The sequence below is a fragment of the Aquirufa sp. 5-AUSEE-100C1 genome (assembly GCF_054558655.1).
The window spans coordinates 391,665-408,192 of sequence record NZ_JBPXKO010000001.1; the positions used below are offsets into that span (position 1 = coordinate 391,665).

Below are 16,528 nucleotides of genomic sequence, written 5' to 3' on the forward strand. Positions count from 1 at the left end.
AACTTTTTAAAAGTTTGGCAAATAAATAGTAATTTCACGAAATTAAAATTTTTACTAAATGAATATTCACGAATACCAAGCAAAAGAAATTCTAAAAGGCTACGGAGTAAGAATTCAAGAGGGAATTGTTATTGACAAAATCGAAGATGCGATTTCAGCCGCAGAAGCATTAAAGGCACAAACTGGAACTGGTTGGTTTGTCGTAAAAGCACAAATTCACGCAGGTGGTCGCGGTAAAGGTGGCGGAGTGAAGTTGGCAAAGAATTTAGATGAAGTAAAAGAAAGAGTTTCTCAAATTCTTGGTATGCAGTTGGTAACGCACCAAACGGGTCCCGAAGGAAAGAAAGTTAATAAGGTTTTAATTAGTGAGGATGTATATTATCCGGGTGATTCTGAGCCTAAAGAATACTATATTTCAATTCTATTAGATCGTGGGCGTGCTTGTAATGTCATTATGGCGTCGACGGAGGGTGGAATGGATATTGAAGAAGTAGCTGAACATACTCCTGAAAAAATCATCAAAGAGTGGATTGATCCACGTGTGGGTTTACAAGATTTTCAGGCACGTAAGGTTGCCTTTATGTTAGGTTTAAGTGGTCAAGCATTCAAGGAGATGGTTAAGTTTATTCAATCCTTGTACCGTGCTTATGTTGAAACAGATTCGTCCATGTTTGAAATTAATCCGGTATTAAAAACCTCGGATGATAAAATATTGGCGGTTGATGCTAAAGTTAATTTAGATGATAACGCTTTGTATCGTCACAAGGACTTAGCTGTATTACGTGATATTGAAGAGGAAGATCCATTGGAGGTTGAAGCATCTGAAAATGACCTTAACTATGTAAAACTAGACGGAAACGTGGGTTGTATGGTTAATGGTGCTGGTTTGGCGATGGCAACGATGGACATTATTAAATTATCGGGTGGAGATCCCGCTAACTTTTTAGATGTGGGGGGTGGAGCGAATGCGAAAACGGTTGAGGCTGGATTCCGCATCATTTTACAAGATCCTAATGTAAAAGCTATTTTGATCAATATTTTTGGTGGTATCGTACGTTGTGACCGTGTTGCTAATGGAGTGGTTGAAGCCTACAAGAACATTGGGGAAATCAATATTCCTATCATCGTACGTTTACAAGGTACCAATGCGGAAGAGGGAGCTGCCATTATCAATAATTCAGGATTGAAGGTATTTTCGGCTGTTTTATTAAAAGACGCTGCTAAGTTGGTATCTGAGGTTTTAAAATAATTTCAGATGAAAATCATTTGTGTTGGTAGAAATTACGTGGATCATATCAAGGAGCTATCGAATGATAGACCTACGGATCCAGTAATTTTTATTAAGCCAGATACGGCTTTGTTGGATTCCTCATCCGCTTTCTATATTCCTTCATTTTCGAACGATGTTCATTATGAGTTGGAATTAGTATTTCGGATTGGAAAAGTAGGTAAGAATATAGAGGCTAAGTTTGCGCATAAATACATTGATTCGATCGGATTGGGAATTGATTTTACCGCACGTGATCTTCAAAGTAAATTAAAAGAGAAAGGATTACCTTGGGAAAAAGCGAAAGCGTTTAATGGCTCAGCTTTCGTTTCTGATTTCCGACCAATTCAAGAATCTGATTTTACTACTCCCATTCATTTTCAATTACATAAAAATGGAGTAGAGGTTCAAAATGGCTCGTCCGATTTAATGATTTGGAATATTGCTGAATTGATCGAGGAAATATCTCAATATTTTACCTTAAAAACAGGGGACTATATTTTTACAGGTACTCCAGCTGGAGTTGGACCCGTTCAAATGGGGGATACATTGACGGGGATATTACAAGGAAATAAATTGTTTGATTTAGCTATAAAATAACATGGAATTAAGCATTGGTTCAGTTTCGCCTATTTTAGAATTTGTTGACTCAACTGGACAGGCATTGTCGTTGCTGGGGAAAAAGACAGTTCTTTATTTTTATCCGAAAGATAATACGCCTGGTTGTACCGCTCAGGCTTGTAATTTGAATGAAAATTTAGATTATTTAGCTGCTAAGGGCTTTCAAGTTATCGGGATAAGTACAGATTCAAATAAGTCTCACGATAAATTTATAGCGAAATACCAACTAAAATTTTCATTAGTTTCAGATGAATCACAAGAAATTGTCAATGCATTTGGTGTATGGGTAGAGAAATCTATGTATGGTAAAGCGTACATGGGGATAGCTCGTACGACATTTGTCATTGATGAAAAAGGAATTATAACAGATATTATCACGAAAGTGGATACCAAAAATCATACGGAACAAATCCACTAATTTTATTATGCAAACAGTTGAATTACAAAAAGTAGCCTCTCAGGTTCGTCGGGATATTTTACGTCAAGTACATGGCTGCCAATCTGGGCATCCTGGAGGATCTCTCGGATGTACTGATTTATTGGTGGAATTATACTTTAATTCCATGATGTTGAAAACCGATGCTTCGGGAAAAGTAGTTTTTCAAATGGATGGTTTGAATGAGGATGTATTCTTCCTTTCAAACGGTCACATTTCACCGCTTTTATATAGCGTTTTGGCTCGTCGTGGGTATTTTAATGTGTCCGAGTTAGCTAGCTTTCGTAAATTAAATACACGTTTGCAAGGTCACCCAACGCCACATGAGCATTTAGAAGGTATTCGTATCGCATCGGGATCATTGGGTCAAGGGCTAAGTGTCGCCATTGGTGTAGCTCAAGCGAAAAAACTCAATGGTGATGCTTCGATCGTTTATTGTTTAATGGGAGATGGTGAGCAGAATGAAGGTCAAGTTTGGGAGGCAGCGATGTATGCACCTCATCACAATGTCAATAATTTAATTGCTTTCATTGATGAGAACGGTCAGCAGATTGATGGGCCAACTGAGAAAGTAATGAATAACCTTGATTTAGAGGCTAAGTATAAGGCTTTTGGATGGCAGGTATTGCGTGTTAACGGTAACGATATGGCATCCATTACTGCGATCATTGCACAAGCAAAACAATTGTTGCAAAATGGAAAGCCAGTGATGGTAATTATGAAAACAGAAATGGGTGCAGGTGTTGATTTTATGATGCACAGTCATAAATGGCATGGTGTAGCTCCCAATGATGAACAATTAGCGGCGGCATTAGGTCAATTAGAAGAAACTTTAGGCGATTATTAATCAATAGAAATGGCATTATTTACTTACGAAACAAAAAAAGATACACGTTCGGGCTTTGGTGCTGGAATGGAATATTTAAGCCTTCACAATCCTAAGGTAGTAGCTTTATGCGCTGATTTAATTGGATCTTTAAAATTAGAGGCATTTATTAAGAATTCACCTGAGCGTTTCTTTCAAACAGGTATTGCTGAGGCAAATATGATTGGATTAGCTGCTGGTTTGTCAATCGGAGGTTACGTACCTTATGCAACTACATTTGCTAATTTTGGTACCGGTCGCGTTTATGATCAAATCCGCCAATCCGTAGCATATTCAGGTAAAAATGTTAAAATAGCCTGTTCACACGCTGGATTAACATTAGGTGAGGATGGAGCAACACATCAAATTTTAGAAGACATAGGCTTAATGAAAATGTTACCGGGAATGGTAGTTATTAATCCTTGTGACTATAATCAAACGAAAGCAGCTACTATTGCAGTTGCTGATTACGAAGGTCCGGTTTATTTACGTTTTGGGCGTCCTGTAGTTCCTGTGTTTACACCTGAAAATCAGAAATTTGAGATTGGCAAAGCCGTTCATTTAATTGAAGGCACAGATGTAAGTATATTCGCAACAGGTCATTTAGTATGGGAGGCCATTATTGCAGCTGAAATGCTACAAGAAAAGGGTATATCTGCAGAGGTAATTAACATTCACACAATTAAACCTTTGGATACAGAGGCAATTCATGCTTCGGTGGCAAAAACAGGTTGTGTTGTATCTGCCGAAGAACATCAAATTAACGGAGGTTTAGGCGATTCGATCGCTCAATATCTTGCCTTGAATATGCCGACACCTCAAGAATTTGTAGGTGTAAACGATTCATTTGGCGAATCAGGTAAACCAGCTGATTTAATGGAAAAATATGGTTTAAATGCACAGGCGATTGTTGAGAAATCAATCAAAGCAATTGCGAGAAAGAAAGCATAATTAGAACGGGTAGCCAATCCCAATATTAAATTCAATTGGGTTTTCCCCACTGCTTAAGGTAGTTTTGGGGAGAACCCATTTTTCGTTTTTAGGATTTGCTGGATTGATTACTTTTGACGCCAAATCTAATCTCAAAAGGAAATAATCAAAATCCCATCGAATACCAAAACCTGTTCCAACTGCAATTTCATTTAGAAAAGTATTCAATTTGAACGTGCCGATGGTATTCAATTGACCATGATCTACATTCCATATATTTCCTGCATCAACGAAAATTGCTCCATTTATTTTCCCTAGAAATTGAACAATAGGAAAGCGATATTCGATTGAACTTTCCAAAATCATACTTCCTGGTTGTTCAATCAAATTGCTAAACGTGTTATACCCTCCGGTACCTAGTCGACGTGGTTTCCAAGCTCTTATACTACTTGGACCACCAATAAAGAAATTTTTCTCATAAGGTAGTTCGTAATTATTTTCTCCACTATATGCATACGCAATTCCGCCATTGAATTTGAATGCGAATTGGCTCTTTTGTCTTTTACCTAATAAATAATATTTACGGTAATCAAGGTTTACCCGAAGGTATCGATAGAATTGAATTTCTTGGTTACTTGAAAATACATTTTCAATAAAGCTAATGCGCTTGTTTCCAAGGAAATTCAAGCTTGTACCACCTGATTCTAAATTTAGTAATAACGATTCGCCATTGACTAACGAATTGCTTGGAATAAAAGATCGGTAGTTATATTGAAAATTAATACTTGATACAAAACTTGGATTGAAACTACGGTATAAATTATTTCCCTTAAGGCGTAATTCCTCTAAGTAACTTTTAAATGCTTCTGAAGTAGGTGTGATGGGATAATTTGTGTTTAACAAGTTTAAGTCTATCAATGATAATTGGAAAAATTTATTATTTGATTTTTTCCAATTATAGCGTTGAAATACTTTTGCATTCGTTCGTATATATTCAGGACGGTCGATGTAGTCGTATCCTACTCCGATTTGTGTTTGAGATGCAGTTAATGACTGTTTCCAGCTATCTAAACTTTTGGGAATATATAAAGAGGGTAAATTCAGTGTAGTACTTAGGTTAACTTCTAAATTTTTTCTTGTTGTTTCGGTGTTTATAAAACCGGTTTGGGCCTCAAATCCGATTCTCCCTGTAAAATCTAAATAATCTAAATAGGAAAATACGGACCGAATTTTAAAGGTATTTGTCAAAAATGGACCCGGTATTCCTCTAAATACACTTCCACCCAGTTCTGATGAAAATGTGTATCTATTATTTTTGACCAAATCAATCGTAGGTGATACTTTGTTCGATGTCGTGTCAAAGTTTACGTTGACTGTTTTAAATTGATCAGTTGCATAGATATTCAATAAGGATTGATTGACTTTATCCAATGAATAAATATCCCCTTCTTTGATATTGATAATTCGTTTTAATTGATTCGAATTGATGGTTTTTTTTATCCAAGTGGAAGACTCGTCTTTTTGATCAATCGTTGTTTCATTTATTTTTAATTTCCCAAAACGATAAACACGATCATATTTCTTGGAATCTACATTTGAATACGCAAAAGATGGAATTTTATATATGAGTGCTATGTTCTTTAATGTGGAGTCTTTAAGATCATTAATATGTATTCCCACTACTTCAGGATTAAAATAAAAGTAGCCTTTATTTCTAAAGTAATTTACGATACTTGACCTCTGTTCATTAATGGTTTCCATTGACAAAGGTGTATTTTTCTTTATTAGGCTTCTATTGACCAAATATTCCTGCATGGAAGAAGCCAATTGAGGATTGTCAATCAATACTGAATCTTTAGTGGAAAAGATACTTTGGAGACCTTCTCGTACAATGAAATCTACAATTATTTTACCTTCCGTATTGCTGACAGAATATGAAATTTCCGACTTCAAAAATCCATGTTTACGATAATAAAGAATTAAATTATTCTTTATGTTGGTTAATTCTATACTATCTAATTGAGACGGGACTCTTTTGAAGAATTGAATGGAGGCTTGTTTGGCGCCAGTTGAATCAATTCTTTTACGTTTGTTTGCTAGCAAGGAATTTACACGAATAAACAAAAAAGACTTATTACTTTCTTTTAATCCACTTATATTTGCCTTAATGTCATCTGTGGACTGAATTTTATTTCCTTTGATCGTAATTTTATGAACCGTGTTTGTGGGCAATTGATAGGTATTTACCGATTGACAGGAATTTAAAACAAACCATAGAATGACAAACAATACAGCGTATACCTTTTTCACAATTTCTTGATGCTAACGAATAGACAAATAAAGTTAATTAATTCCCTACATTCTAAAAAGGGGCGAATTGATAATCAACTATTTTTAGTAGAAGGCGAGAAGGCGGTAGTTGAATTAATCGACTCAGATATACCCGTCCAGTTTCTAGTCACGTCAGATGTTTTTGCCGATAAATATGAAACCTTATTCAAAAGGACAGAAGTGTATATTGAGAACGAAGAATTATTAGCCAAATTATCTACGTTGGTGACAAATTCGTTCGGGTTTGCTGTGGTATCCATGCAGCATTTCAAATCCACTTTGTCATTTGAAAATATGACAACGGTTGTTTTGGATGGAATTCGGGATCCGGGTAATTTGGGTACGATTATTCGTATTTGTGATTGGTATGGTGTAAATCAACTTGTGATGTCGCCCGATTGTACCGATTTTTTTAATCCCAAAGTAATTTCAGCTTCGATGGGTTCTTATGCCCGCGTTCGTTTTGCGTATATGGAGTTAGCGGAGTTATTTTCTACCAATAAAGATATACCTGTCTACGGTGCTTTATTAAATGGTGATGATATCCATACAATTACTTTTCCTAAAGCGTCCTTTTTATTGTTTGGAAATGAATCCAATGGCATAAGAACCGAAAATATTCCATACGTAAAGCATCGTGTTACTATTCCTAGGTATGGATTAGCTGAGTCCTTGAATGTTGGGATATCCACGGCCGTATTTTTGGATAATCTCCGAAGGAATTAATTTTCTTCCTTTAAGTATCGCTCAATTAAATGATGCGCCAAGTAGAGTAGGGGGGTAAACAAAATGGCGACAAAGAATTTATATAAATAGTTGTTTAAGGATACATTCATCCATTGGCCAATTGTCCAATTTCCAAATAAGTAAAATGCGACTCCTATCACCAGAAAACTATCAATTAGTTGGGAAACTAAAGTCGATCCTGTAGCGCGCAACCAAATCATCTTTTGACCTGTCTTGGCTTTGATTCGTTCGAATATTAATGCATCTGCTATTTGACTAACTAAAAAGGCAAACAATGATCCGCTTATAATCCCTAAACCTTGTCGGAATATCCGACTAAATGCCTCGTTAATATTAAAATTCGAATCACCTTTATTGGTGTCCAACCAAAAATCTGCCGGCACTAATAAGGTGGCTAAGTAAATGATAATAAACGAATAAGCGATAAATCCAGCTGTCGTAAATGAAATAAATCGAACCCCTTTTTTACCGAAATAGTCATTAATGATATCCGAAACTATAAATACAATGGGCCAGTTTAACGCCCCTGCTGTTTGATTTAAATCCCATAATGTTCCCCAAGATGTCTCTAAATGTAGGGGATTAAATCCTAGGCTTTTCTCGATGCTGACTATCTTTACTCCAATAATTTCCGCGATAATAGCATTAGTCAAAAATATTCCAAAGAGAAATATAAATAACTTTTGCTTCCGTGAAAATTGGTTAAAAATCATATACGATGATTATCAAAATGAAGGGCTATTTTATCTAAAGCTACCGTTAATTGTTCCACATGTGGAAGGAAAACGATCCGAAAATGATCTTTATCGGTGAAATTAAATCCTTGTCCGCCAACAACTAGAATTTTTTGTTCTTCCAAAAGCGACATGACAAAATGATTATCATCCTCAAAATCAAATTGATTTAAATCAAATTTGGGGAAGAGGTACAATGCGCCTTTGGGTTTGACACATCTTACTCCTGGAATTGCATTTAGTTTTTCATGCGCCAAATTCATTTGGCGTGCCAATCTTCCCGATGGAAGAACTAGGTCATTTATGGATTGATAACCGCCAAGTGCCGTTTGAATACCTACTTGCGTAATCACATTCGCACAAAGGCGTGTACTAAATAGAAAATTCAAACCTTCGATATAGCTCTTGGCTTTGTGTTTTGCACCGGTTAGGATCATCCACCCTCCTCTAAATCCTGCTGCACGATAGTTTTTTGACAATCCTCCCATCGTGCATATCAATATTTCATCACTTAACCCGGCCGCCGAATGATGAATATTTTCATCATATAAGATCTTATCATAAATTTCATCCGCAAATAGGAGAAGCTTATGTTTCTCTGCAAGCTTAACAATATTATTAATGGTTTCTTTTGTGTAAACAGCACCCGTAGGGTTATTGGGATTAATAATGACAAGGGCCTTCGTTTTACTCGTAATCTTTGATTCAATATCAGAGATGCTCGGATTCCAGTCAGAATCTTCGTCACACTCATAATGAATAGCTTTGCCACCGGCTAAACCTACCACCGTTGTCCATAAAGGGTAATCGGGCGAAGGAATTAAAACTTCATCATCTGCATTCAAAAGCGCTGTTAATACAAGAGAGATTAGTTCACTGACTCCATTCCCGATATATATATCTTCGATTAAAATATTTTTGACACCCTGGTTTTGATAATACTGCATGACCGCTTTTCTTGCCGCAAATAGACCTCTTGAGTCCACATAGCCTTGTGCGCTCCGAATATTGACGATAATATCATGAACGATTTCATCTGGTGTTTCAAAACCAAATGCAGCAGGATTACCAATATTTAAAGAGGTTATCTTGTAGCCTTGGTTTTGTAGGGCAATTGCCTTTTCATAAACTGGACCTCTAATCTCATATTTAAGATTATCTAACCGAGAACTTTTGTATATATCCATCAAATTGTAATAGAATTGTAAAAATAGTAATTTACTTTTGATACTTACTTGGCTTGATGCATGATTTTTATGAACAATTCCATCTTGTTTATCTGCGTATTTATTTTGAGCTTGATTATTCAATACATTCGTTACCGTCGAATGTCAAAGAATCAATTTGGAATATCTAGTCTTTTGGTGATTAAATTTCTAATCAGATCATTGATTCTATGCTGTCTGTTAATTGTAACGAAAAATTTGACTCAGGTTCCTCAAAAGTCTAATCAAGAATACAATAATGCGATCTTTGTAATTAGTTGTAAAACGCATCTAAACTTTAAATTATCGGAGGATGATCAAGTAAATATAAGTTCTCGTATTTCAGAATTAAAGTATTCTGAATTAGAAATTTGGCTTTATAATTCATCAACTCGAAAATACTATATTTTTATTCCGAGAACTTCAGAGAACACATTTCGACATCTATTAAAGATTGAACGGGAAAATAAATTAGTACCGAAAGAGCTCATTCCTTTGCCTGATCAGCATTTTAATTCTCTCAATCGAATTGAAATGTACCAAAGTGAAAGTGGAACTTGGCGACGAATTGATACCAATCAAGATAATTTTAACTTTTTACAGTTAATTGACTTTGAAAATGAGCTTGTTTCACCTTTTTTGGTCCATTATTTATTAATTTTGGTAGGTATTTTAATTGCTTTCGATTTAAGCTTTAAATATCGAATTCTTAAAATTTAATCGTGTTTACAACCTATTATTACATATTTATTCTATTGTTACAAACTTTCTACGCTGAAAGTAACTATGAATATAACGCACAGATTCAGGGAGTAAATAGGTATCTTGACCAACGAGATTATTCTAAGGCGCTTCAAGTTGTTATTGCCATGGAGCGTAAGAGTATATTTACAAATAATGATTTGTCCCGTGTAAAACGTTATTTAGCGATTAAAGTTGATCGAAAGAAGTTTGATTTAAATTACAGCCCGAAGACTCATGGGGATTATGTGTTAAAGACACTAACTCTTTATCAAAATAAAGATTTCGAGGAAGCTTTAAATTATAGTAAGAATAGTATAAAGGATGTTTCTGTTTCCGATTCATTAATTAGAATTTATGAATTAGTAGCATTTAAGTCACCTAAAATTTTTCGCGACAAAAAGCAAAGTAACCAGAATCAATCTCCTTTAAATATTCGATTCAACGAAGCTATGAATTTGTTGGATTTAATGAAACGAAAAGAAAAAACCCTGTTTTAATTTTATAATATGTCTACATCCCCGTTGGAATTCCCAGGTCAGAAATCATTTTATCGTGGTAAAGTTCGTGACGTTTACTCATTTGGTAAACATTTGCTTATGATTACTTCAAATCGAATATCAGCATTTGATGTTGTATTGCCTCGTGAAATACCATTTAAAGGTCAAGTCTTAAATCAAATTGCTGCACACTTTCTTAAAGCTACTGAAGATATTGTTCCCAATTGGCTATTGCAATCACCAGCACCTAATGCTGCTTTTGGATTAGCCTGTCAACCCATTCCGATTGAAATGGTCGTTCGAGGATATTTGGTTGGCCATCTTTGGCGAGAATATAAATCAGGTAAACGTATCGTATGTGGTGTTGAGTTACCTGAAGGGCTAAAAGAAAATCAAAAGCTACCAAATCCCATAATTACTCCAACAACGAAGGCGAGTGAAGGACATGATGAGGATATTTCTATTGTTGAAATTTTGGAAAAAGGAATTGTTTCCAAAGAAACCATGGATGAATTATGTGAAAAGACATTTGCTTTATTTGAACGTGGGCAGCAAATGGCTGCCGAGAAGAATTTAATTTTGGTAGATACCAAGTATGAATTCGGATTTTATGAGGGTAAGATCATGTTGATGGATGAAATTCATACACCTGATTCTTCACGCTATTTTTATTTAGAACCGTATCAAGAATTATTTGTTGCCGGTCAGCCACAGAAGCAGCTGTCAAAAGAATTTGTTAGAGAGTGGTTAATTGCCAATAATTTTCAAGGAAAAGAGGGTCAGATTATGCCAACTATCACAGATGAGTTTGTCATGCAGATCTCTGAAAGATATATTTTACTTTATGAAGAGATTACTGGAAAGAAATTTGTGAAAGAGACATTACCTGACAATTACAAAGAATTTATTTACAATCAAATTTCATCTTTAATTTAATATGTCGACGAAAATTTACCAACTAGAGCAAAATGAAAGTTATGCCTTAATTGAGTGGTTAGGGGAAGGATTAATTCAAGAAAATCATGAAGAATTAGAATCTGCTGTACGAATTCTTTTCAAGAAAGATTACGGCAACATGATATTAAATATAGCTAAAATCAATCAATTAGATGGTTTTGGTGTTTCGGCAATTCGTAAAGCAACTAAAATTTGTACCAATGAATTGGGACTTTTCGTTGTTGTATCCAAAAATGAAGAAATCACAGACCGATTAGATCAAGCTAAAATAGAAAATTTAACCATCATGAATACCGTTCAAGAGGGGGTAGATGCCATTTACTTAAATGACTTAGAGAATGATTTTGAAGATGAATCCGATGCGAATACGGATGAATTTGGTATTGATGGAAGTGATTACGGTGACAACTATTAACGTAAAATAGGATTATTCAAGGAATAACTATATCGCAATAGTGATATTACTATATTCAGTATATTATTTTGTAAAAATTGATTTTAGCCAAATATATTTTTAGTTAAATTTGAAATATGTGGCTATTCTATTGAGAATTTCTTTCGAATAGAATTTATACGATAATCTTATTTTAAAATTTTTGTTAGAATAATTATATATTATTATGAATAACATTGCCGAAGAGGGTCTTTACAGGAAAGAGTTTGAACATGATGCCTGTGGTATAGGTTTTGTTGCTAGTATGAAGGGAATTAAATCCCATCGTATTGTACAAGATTCAATTACGATGTTGATTCGCATGGATCATCGTGGTGCTTGTGGATGTGATCCAAATTCAGGTGATGGTGCGGGAGTGTTATTGCAAATACCACATGAATTTTTGTTGGAGGAGACGAGAAAGCTAGGTTATTCTTTACCAGCTCCAGGTCAATATGGTGTGGGTATGATTTTCTTTCCCAAAAATGACGTATTAATTAAGGAATGTAAAGAAGTAATTGAACGTAAAGCAAAAAAATTAAATCTTCGGTTGATTGGATATCGCGAGGTACCTTTGGACAATGGTGATATTCAAGGTGCCGATTCTGGAAAGGCAGAGCCTTCGATTCAACAATTATTTATTGAACGTCCCGAGACTTGTGCTACTGAGATCGATTTTGAACGTAAACTTTATGTTTTTAGACAGTATGTTACTCGTTTGTTAAACGAAACAATTCCAAGTCTTGAAAACAAGTTTTACTTTACTTCTTTGTCATGTAGAACGATAATCTACAAGGGTATGTTGACAACGATGCAGGTTCCTGGATATTTTAAGGATTTGCATGATGATACATTTACCTCTGCGTTGGCGATTGTTCATTCACGGTTTTCAACGAATACATTTCCTGAATGGAAATTAGCGCAACCATTTAGGTTTATTGCGCATAACGGTGAGATTAATACGGTAAAAGGGAATTCTTCTTGGATGCAAGCACAATCAGCTTTGTTTTCGAGTAAGTACTTTAGTCAAGAGGAATTAGATATGATTCTTCCGGTTTGTAGCCTTGGACAATCGGACTCTGCCATTTTAGATAACGCCATCGAATTGTTGTACTTGGGTGGTCGCTCTTTACCTCATGTCATGATGATGTTAATTCCTGAAGCATGGGATGGCAATGATAGTATGGCCGACTACAAGCGTGATTTTTATGAATATCATGCAGCAATGATGGAGCCATGGGATGGACCAGCTAGTATTTCATTTACGGATGGAAAAATGATTGGTGCAACCTTAGATCGGAATGGCCTTCGTCCATCCCGTTATTGGGTTACTGAAGATGATCATGTGATCATGGCTTCCGAGGCAGGTGTATTGGATTTAGATCCATCCAGTATTGTTTCAAAGGGACGTTTACAACCCGGTAAAATGTTTGTGGTGGATATGGAGCAGGGACGAATTATTCCTGATGAGGAATTGAAGGAGAAAATTTGCCAACAGCAGCCTTATGGACAATGGTTACGTGAAAATAAAATTCGTGTCGAGGATTTACCTGAAGCAGGTAGTGAGTATCGCCAACCAAAGGCAATCGAGTTAATTTCACGCCAACAAATTTTTGGTTTTACAACGGAGGATATTCGTGTCGTATTAGCACAAATGGCTGAAACGGGTAAGGAAGCGTTGGGTTCCATGGGTATTGACACGCCATTGGCAGTTTTATCAGATAAAGCACAACATTTATCGTCTTACTTTAAGCAATTGTTTGCACAAGTAACTAATCCGCCGATTGACCCTATTCGTGAGCGTATGGTTATGTCTTTATTGACTGATATTGGCGGACTTTCTAATTTATTAGAAGAAGGGCCAAACCATTGTAAGCAAATTGAAATACAACAACCCGTATTACGAAATAAGGAGGTAGAAAAAATTCGTTGGATTGACCACGAGAATTTTCAAACCAAATCAATTCACATGACATTCCGCTCTAGTGGTGAGGAAGGTAAGTTGGAGAAGGCACTTGAGCGAATTTGCCAATATGCGGAAGATGCCGTAGACGATGGGTATTCTATTATTTTATTGACAGATCGAGGAATCGATTCATCTCATGCGCCAATTCCAAGTTTGTTGGCTTTAGGGGCTGTTCATAATCACCTGATTCGTACCAAAAAACGTGCTAAAGTGGGCATTATCGTTGAGGCTGGTGACGTTTGGGAAACCCATCATTTCGCGACATTGATTGGGTATGGCGCTTCTGCGGTTAATCCATACATGGCATTTGAAACGATTCGTGCGATGAAGGATACAAATCTAGTTGACCAATCCTTGTCGTATGAGAAGCTTGAATACAATTATATCAAAGCGGTTAACGGTGAATTGTTAAAAATTTTCTCAAAGATGGGAATCTCTACTCTTCAGTCGTATCAGGGTGCTCAAATTTTTGAAATTTTAGGTATTGCTAAAGAAGTAGTAGACCTCTATTTTTCTGGCTCAATTAGCCGGATTAACGGTATAGATTTAGATACAATTGCTAAAGAAGCTTTGGTTAAGCACCAAGCAGGTTATGAGTTATTAAAGTCGGATTATCCGAAATTAGAAGTAGGAGGTATCTACCAGTGGAAACAACGCGGTGAAGAACATTTGTTCAATCCAGCTACTATCCACTTGTTACAACAAGCAACGAAGTCGAATGATTATTCGGTATATAAAAAATACGCGAAGATCATTGACGATCAAACAAAAAAGGCCATCACCTTACGTGGTTTATTGCGGTTTAAATCGACTCAATCGATTTCAATTGATGAGGTTGAACCGATTGAAAATATCTTAAAGCGATTTGCCACAGGAGCAATGTCCTTTGGTTCTATTTCGTATGAAGCGCATACGACCTTAGCCATTGCGATGAATCGTATTGGAGGAAAGTCGAATACAGGCGAAGGAGGAGAGGATCCCATACGTTTTGTAACTATGGCTAATGGGGATTCGATGAATTCGGCTATTAAACAAGTTGCCTCGGGAAGATTTGGAGTAACTGCCAATTACCTGACGAATGCCAAGGAATTACAAATAAAAATGGCTCAGGGTGCAAAACCGGGTGAAGGAGGTCAATTACCAGGACATAAAGTAGATGACTGGATTGGTAAGACTCGACATTCTACTCCGGGTGTGGGATTAATATCACCTCCACCGCATCATGATATATATTCAATCGAGGATTTGGCTCAGCTAATATTTGATCTAAAAAATGCCAATCGCGCTGCACGAATTTCTGTAAAATTGGTATCAGAGGCTGGGGTAGGAACTATTGCTGCTGGTGTAGCAAAAGCACATGCTGACCATATACTAATTGCAGGATACGATGGTGGGACAGGAGCATCTCCGTTGTCATCAATTCGTCATGCAGGTTTACCATGGGAGCTTGGATTGGCTGAGACTCATCAAACCTTAGTAAAGAATAAATTACGTGGACGTGTTACAGTTCAAACGGATGGTCAAATTAAAACGGGTCGTGATATTGCCATAGCCGCACTTTTGGGAGCGGAGGAGTTTGGTGTAGCGACAGCTGCCCTAGTGACCGCAGGATGTATTATGATGCGTAAGTGTCATTTGAATACCTGCCCAGTAGGGGTAGCTACCCAAAATCCTGAATTGCGTGCATTATATACGGGTAAACCGGAAGATGTTGTTAATTTATTCCATTTCTTGGCACAGGATATGCGTGAAATAATGGCTGAATTAGGATTTAAGACATTGGACGAGATGGTAGGTCGCGTGGATTTGTTGGAAATGACTGATTTATCCAATCACTGGAAATTCAAGCATGTAGATTTATCTCCTATTTTATCTTTTGCTCCAAGGGAAGATGGCGTTTCTGTAGTTAAATCGGAGGAGCAAGATCATGGTTTGGAAGATCAATTAGATTGGCAAATTTTAGCATTGGCGAAAGATGCTTTGTCAAGTCAAAAACCAGTTTTTGGAGAATTACCAATTATAAATGTAAATCGATCTGTAGGAACTATCATTTCAAATGAGATTACGAAAAAGTATGGCGAAAAAGGTTTACCAGCAAATACGATTCATATGAAATTTAAAGGTACTGCAGGTCAATCGTTTGGTGCATTTTCTGTGAAGGGTTTAAAATTAGAGATTGAAGGTGACGCGAATGATTACATAGGTAAAGGTATGTGTGGTTCAACGATTATCGCTTATCCTTCCCAGTTTGCAACATTTAATGCAGCAGAAAATAGTATTGTCGGAAATGTAAGTTTCTATGGTGCTACTTCGGGTGAAGCCTATTTAGCAGGTATGGCGGGTGAGCGATTCTGTGTTCGTAATTCAGGAGCCAAGGTTGTTGTCGAAGGTATTGGTGATCACGGTTGTGAGTATATGACGGGTGGATTAGTCGTTATCTTAGGTTTAACAGGTCGTAATTTTGGTGCGGGTATGTCAGGAGGTGTGGCTTACATTTTGGATGAAAAGAATGACTTTGAAGCGAAGGTGAATCGTGAAATGGTTGAAATTACCGAATTGACTCCTGAAGATGTTTCAATCGTACGGATGTACGTGGAAAAGCATGTTGAATTAACCAATTCAACCAAGGGTAAGTCAATCCTAGACAATTTTGCGTCTTCGATAAGTTTATTTAAAAAGGTTCTCCCAATCGATTACCGAAATGCATTGACATCGAGAAATTTAACGATTTCAGATGTATTAAATGACAAAGACCGAGTTTATCAAGATATTCAAATTGAGTTAAAAAAATAGTA

General features: G+C 36.3%; 14 protein-coding genes. 11 read left to right on the forward strand and 3 right to left on the reverse strand.

From position 1 onward, the window contains the following. Nucleotides 1–58: 58 nt before the first annotated feature. From sucC to ACMH5P_RS01750, 5 genes are read left to right on the forward strand one after another with little or no spacing between them, the layout of a single operon-like run. Nucleotides 59–1,249, forward strand: a complete 1,191-nt coding sequence (sucC, locus tag ACMH5P_RS01730) for an ADP-forming succinate--CoA ligase subunit beta (protein ID WP_459492588.1) — start codon at nucleotides 59–61, stop codon at nucleotides 1,247–1,249. 6 nt (nucleotides 1,250–1,255) lie between these two features. Beyond that, nucleotides 1,256–1,867 (forward strand): fumarylacetoacetate hydrolase family protein, encoded by a 612-nt coding sequence (locus ACMH5P_RS01735; RefSeq protein ID WP_459492589.1) that lies wholly within the window; start codon nucleotides 1,256–1,258, stop codon nucleotides 1,865–1,867. A 1-nt stretch (nucleotide 1,868) separates the two neighbouring features. Then, nucleotides 1,869–2,306, forward strand: a complete 438-nt coding sequence (gene bcp / locus ACMH5P_RS01740; RefSeq protein ID WP_459492590.1) for a thioredoxin-dependent thiol peroxidase — start codon at nucleotides 1,869–1,871, stop codon at nucleotides 2,304–2,306. Nucleotides 2,307–2,313: 7 nt separating this feature from the next. Then, entirely contained in the window at nucleotides 2,314–3,171 is an 858-nt protein-coding gene (locus ACMH5P_RS01745; protein ID WP_459492591.1) for a transketolase, read from the forward strand. A gap of 9 nt (nucleotides 3,172–3,180) precedes the next feature. After that, a complete protein-coding gene (locus ACMH5P_RS01750; protein WP_459492592.1) occupies nucleotides 3,181–4,140 on the forward strand; it encodes a transketolase family protein in 960 nt (319 codons plus the stop codon). Here ACMH5P_RS01750 and tamL read toward each other — a convergent pair whose 3' ends face one another. Further along, entirely contained in the window at nucleotides 4,141–6,429 is a 2,289-nt protein-coding gene (gene tamL, locus ACMH5P_RS01755) for a translocation and assembly module lipoprotein TamL (protein WP_459492593.1), read from the reverse strand. Nucleotides 6,430–6,438: 9 nt separating this feature from the next. Between tamL and ACMH5P_RS01760 the strand changes: the two genes are divergently transcribed. After that, nucleotides 6,439–7,176: a TrmH family RNA methyltransferase gene (locus ACMH5P_RS01760; RefSeq protein ID WP_459492594.1), complete on the forward strand. Its 738-nt coding sequence runs from the start codon at nucleotides 6,439–6,441 to the stop codon at nucleotides 7,174–7,176. Here ACMH5P_RS01760 and ACMH5P_RS01765 read toward each other — a convergent pair. Both ACMH5P_RS01765 and ACMH5P_RS01770 read right to left on the reverse strand, forming a co-directional pair. Then, entirely contained in the window at nucleotides 7,173–7,910 is a 738-nt protein-coding gene (locus ACMH5P_RS01765) for a queuosine precursor transporter (RefSeq protein ID WP_459492595.1), read from the reverse strand. The genes ACMH5P_RS01760 and ACMH5P_RS01765 overlap by 4 nt on opposite strands. Further along, nucleotides 7,907–9,118 (reverse strand): pyridoxal phosphate-dependent aminotransferase, encoded by a 1,212-nt coding sequence (locus tag ACMH5P_RS01770; protein ID WP_459492989.1) that lies wholly within the window; start codon nucleotides 9,116–9,118, stop codon nucleotides 7,907–7,909. The genes ACMH5P_RS01765 and ACMH5P_RS01770 overlap by 4 nt, the downstream gene beginning before the upstream one ends. A 237-nt stretch (nucleotides 9,119–9,355) precedes the next feature. On the opposite strand from ACMH5P_RS01770, the gene ACMH5P_RS01775 reads away from it, so the two are divergent. From ACMH5P_RS01775 to gltB, 5 genes are all read left to right on the forward strand, one after another. Next, the gene (locus tag ACMH5P_RS01775) at nucleotides 9,356–9,856 is read left to right on the forward strand and encodes a hypothetical protein (protein WP_459492596.1); all 501 of its coding nucleotides are present in this window, start codon (nucleotides 9,356–9,358) and stop codon (nucleotides 9,854–9,856) included. A 35-nt stretch (nucleotides 9,857–9,891) separates the two neighbouring features. Continuing rightward, nucleotides 9,892–10,377 (forward strand): hypothetical protein, encoded by a 486-nt coding sequence (locus ACMH5P_RS01780; RefSeq protein WP_459492597.1) that lies wholly within the window; start codon nucleotides 9,892–9,894, stop codon nucleotides 10,375–10,377. 9 nt (nucleotides 10,378–10,386) lie between these two features. Further along, a complete protein-coding gene (locus ACMH5P_RS01785; RefSeq protein ID WP_459492598.1) occupies nucleotides 10,387–11,313 on the forward strand; it encodes a phosphoribosylaminoimidazolesuccinocarboxamide synthase in 927 nt (308 codons plus the stop codon). Between the two features lies 1 nt (nucleotide 11,314). Further along, nucleotides 11,315–11,749: an STAS domain-containing protein gene (locus tag ACMH5P_RS01790; RefSeq protein WP_459492599.1), complete on the forward strand. Its 435-nt coding sequence runs from the start codon at nucleotides 11,315–11,317 to the stop codon at nucleotides 11,747–11,749. Nucleotides 11,750–11,954: 205 nt separating this feature from the next. Beyond that, nucleotides 11,955–16,526, forward strand: a complete 4,572-nt coding sequence (gene gltB, locus ACMH5P_RS01795; protein ID WP_459492600.1) for a glutamate synthase large subunit — start codon at nucleotides 11,955–11,957, stop codon at nucleotides 16,524–16,526. Nucleotides 16,527–16,528: the final 2 nt, after the last annotated feature.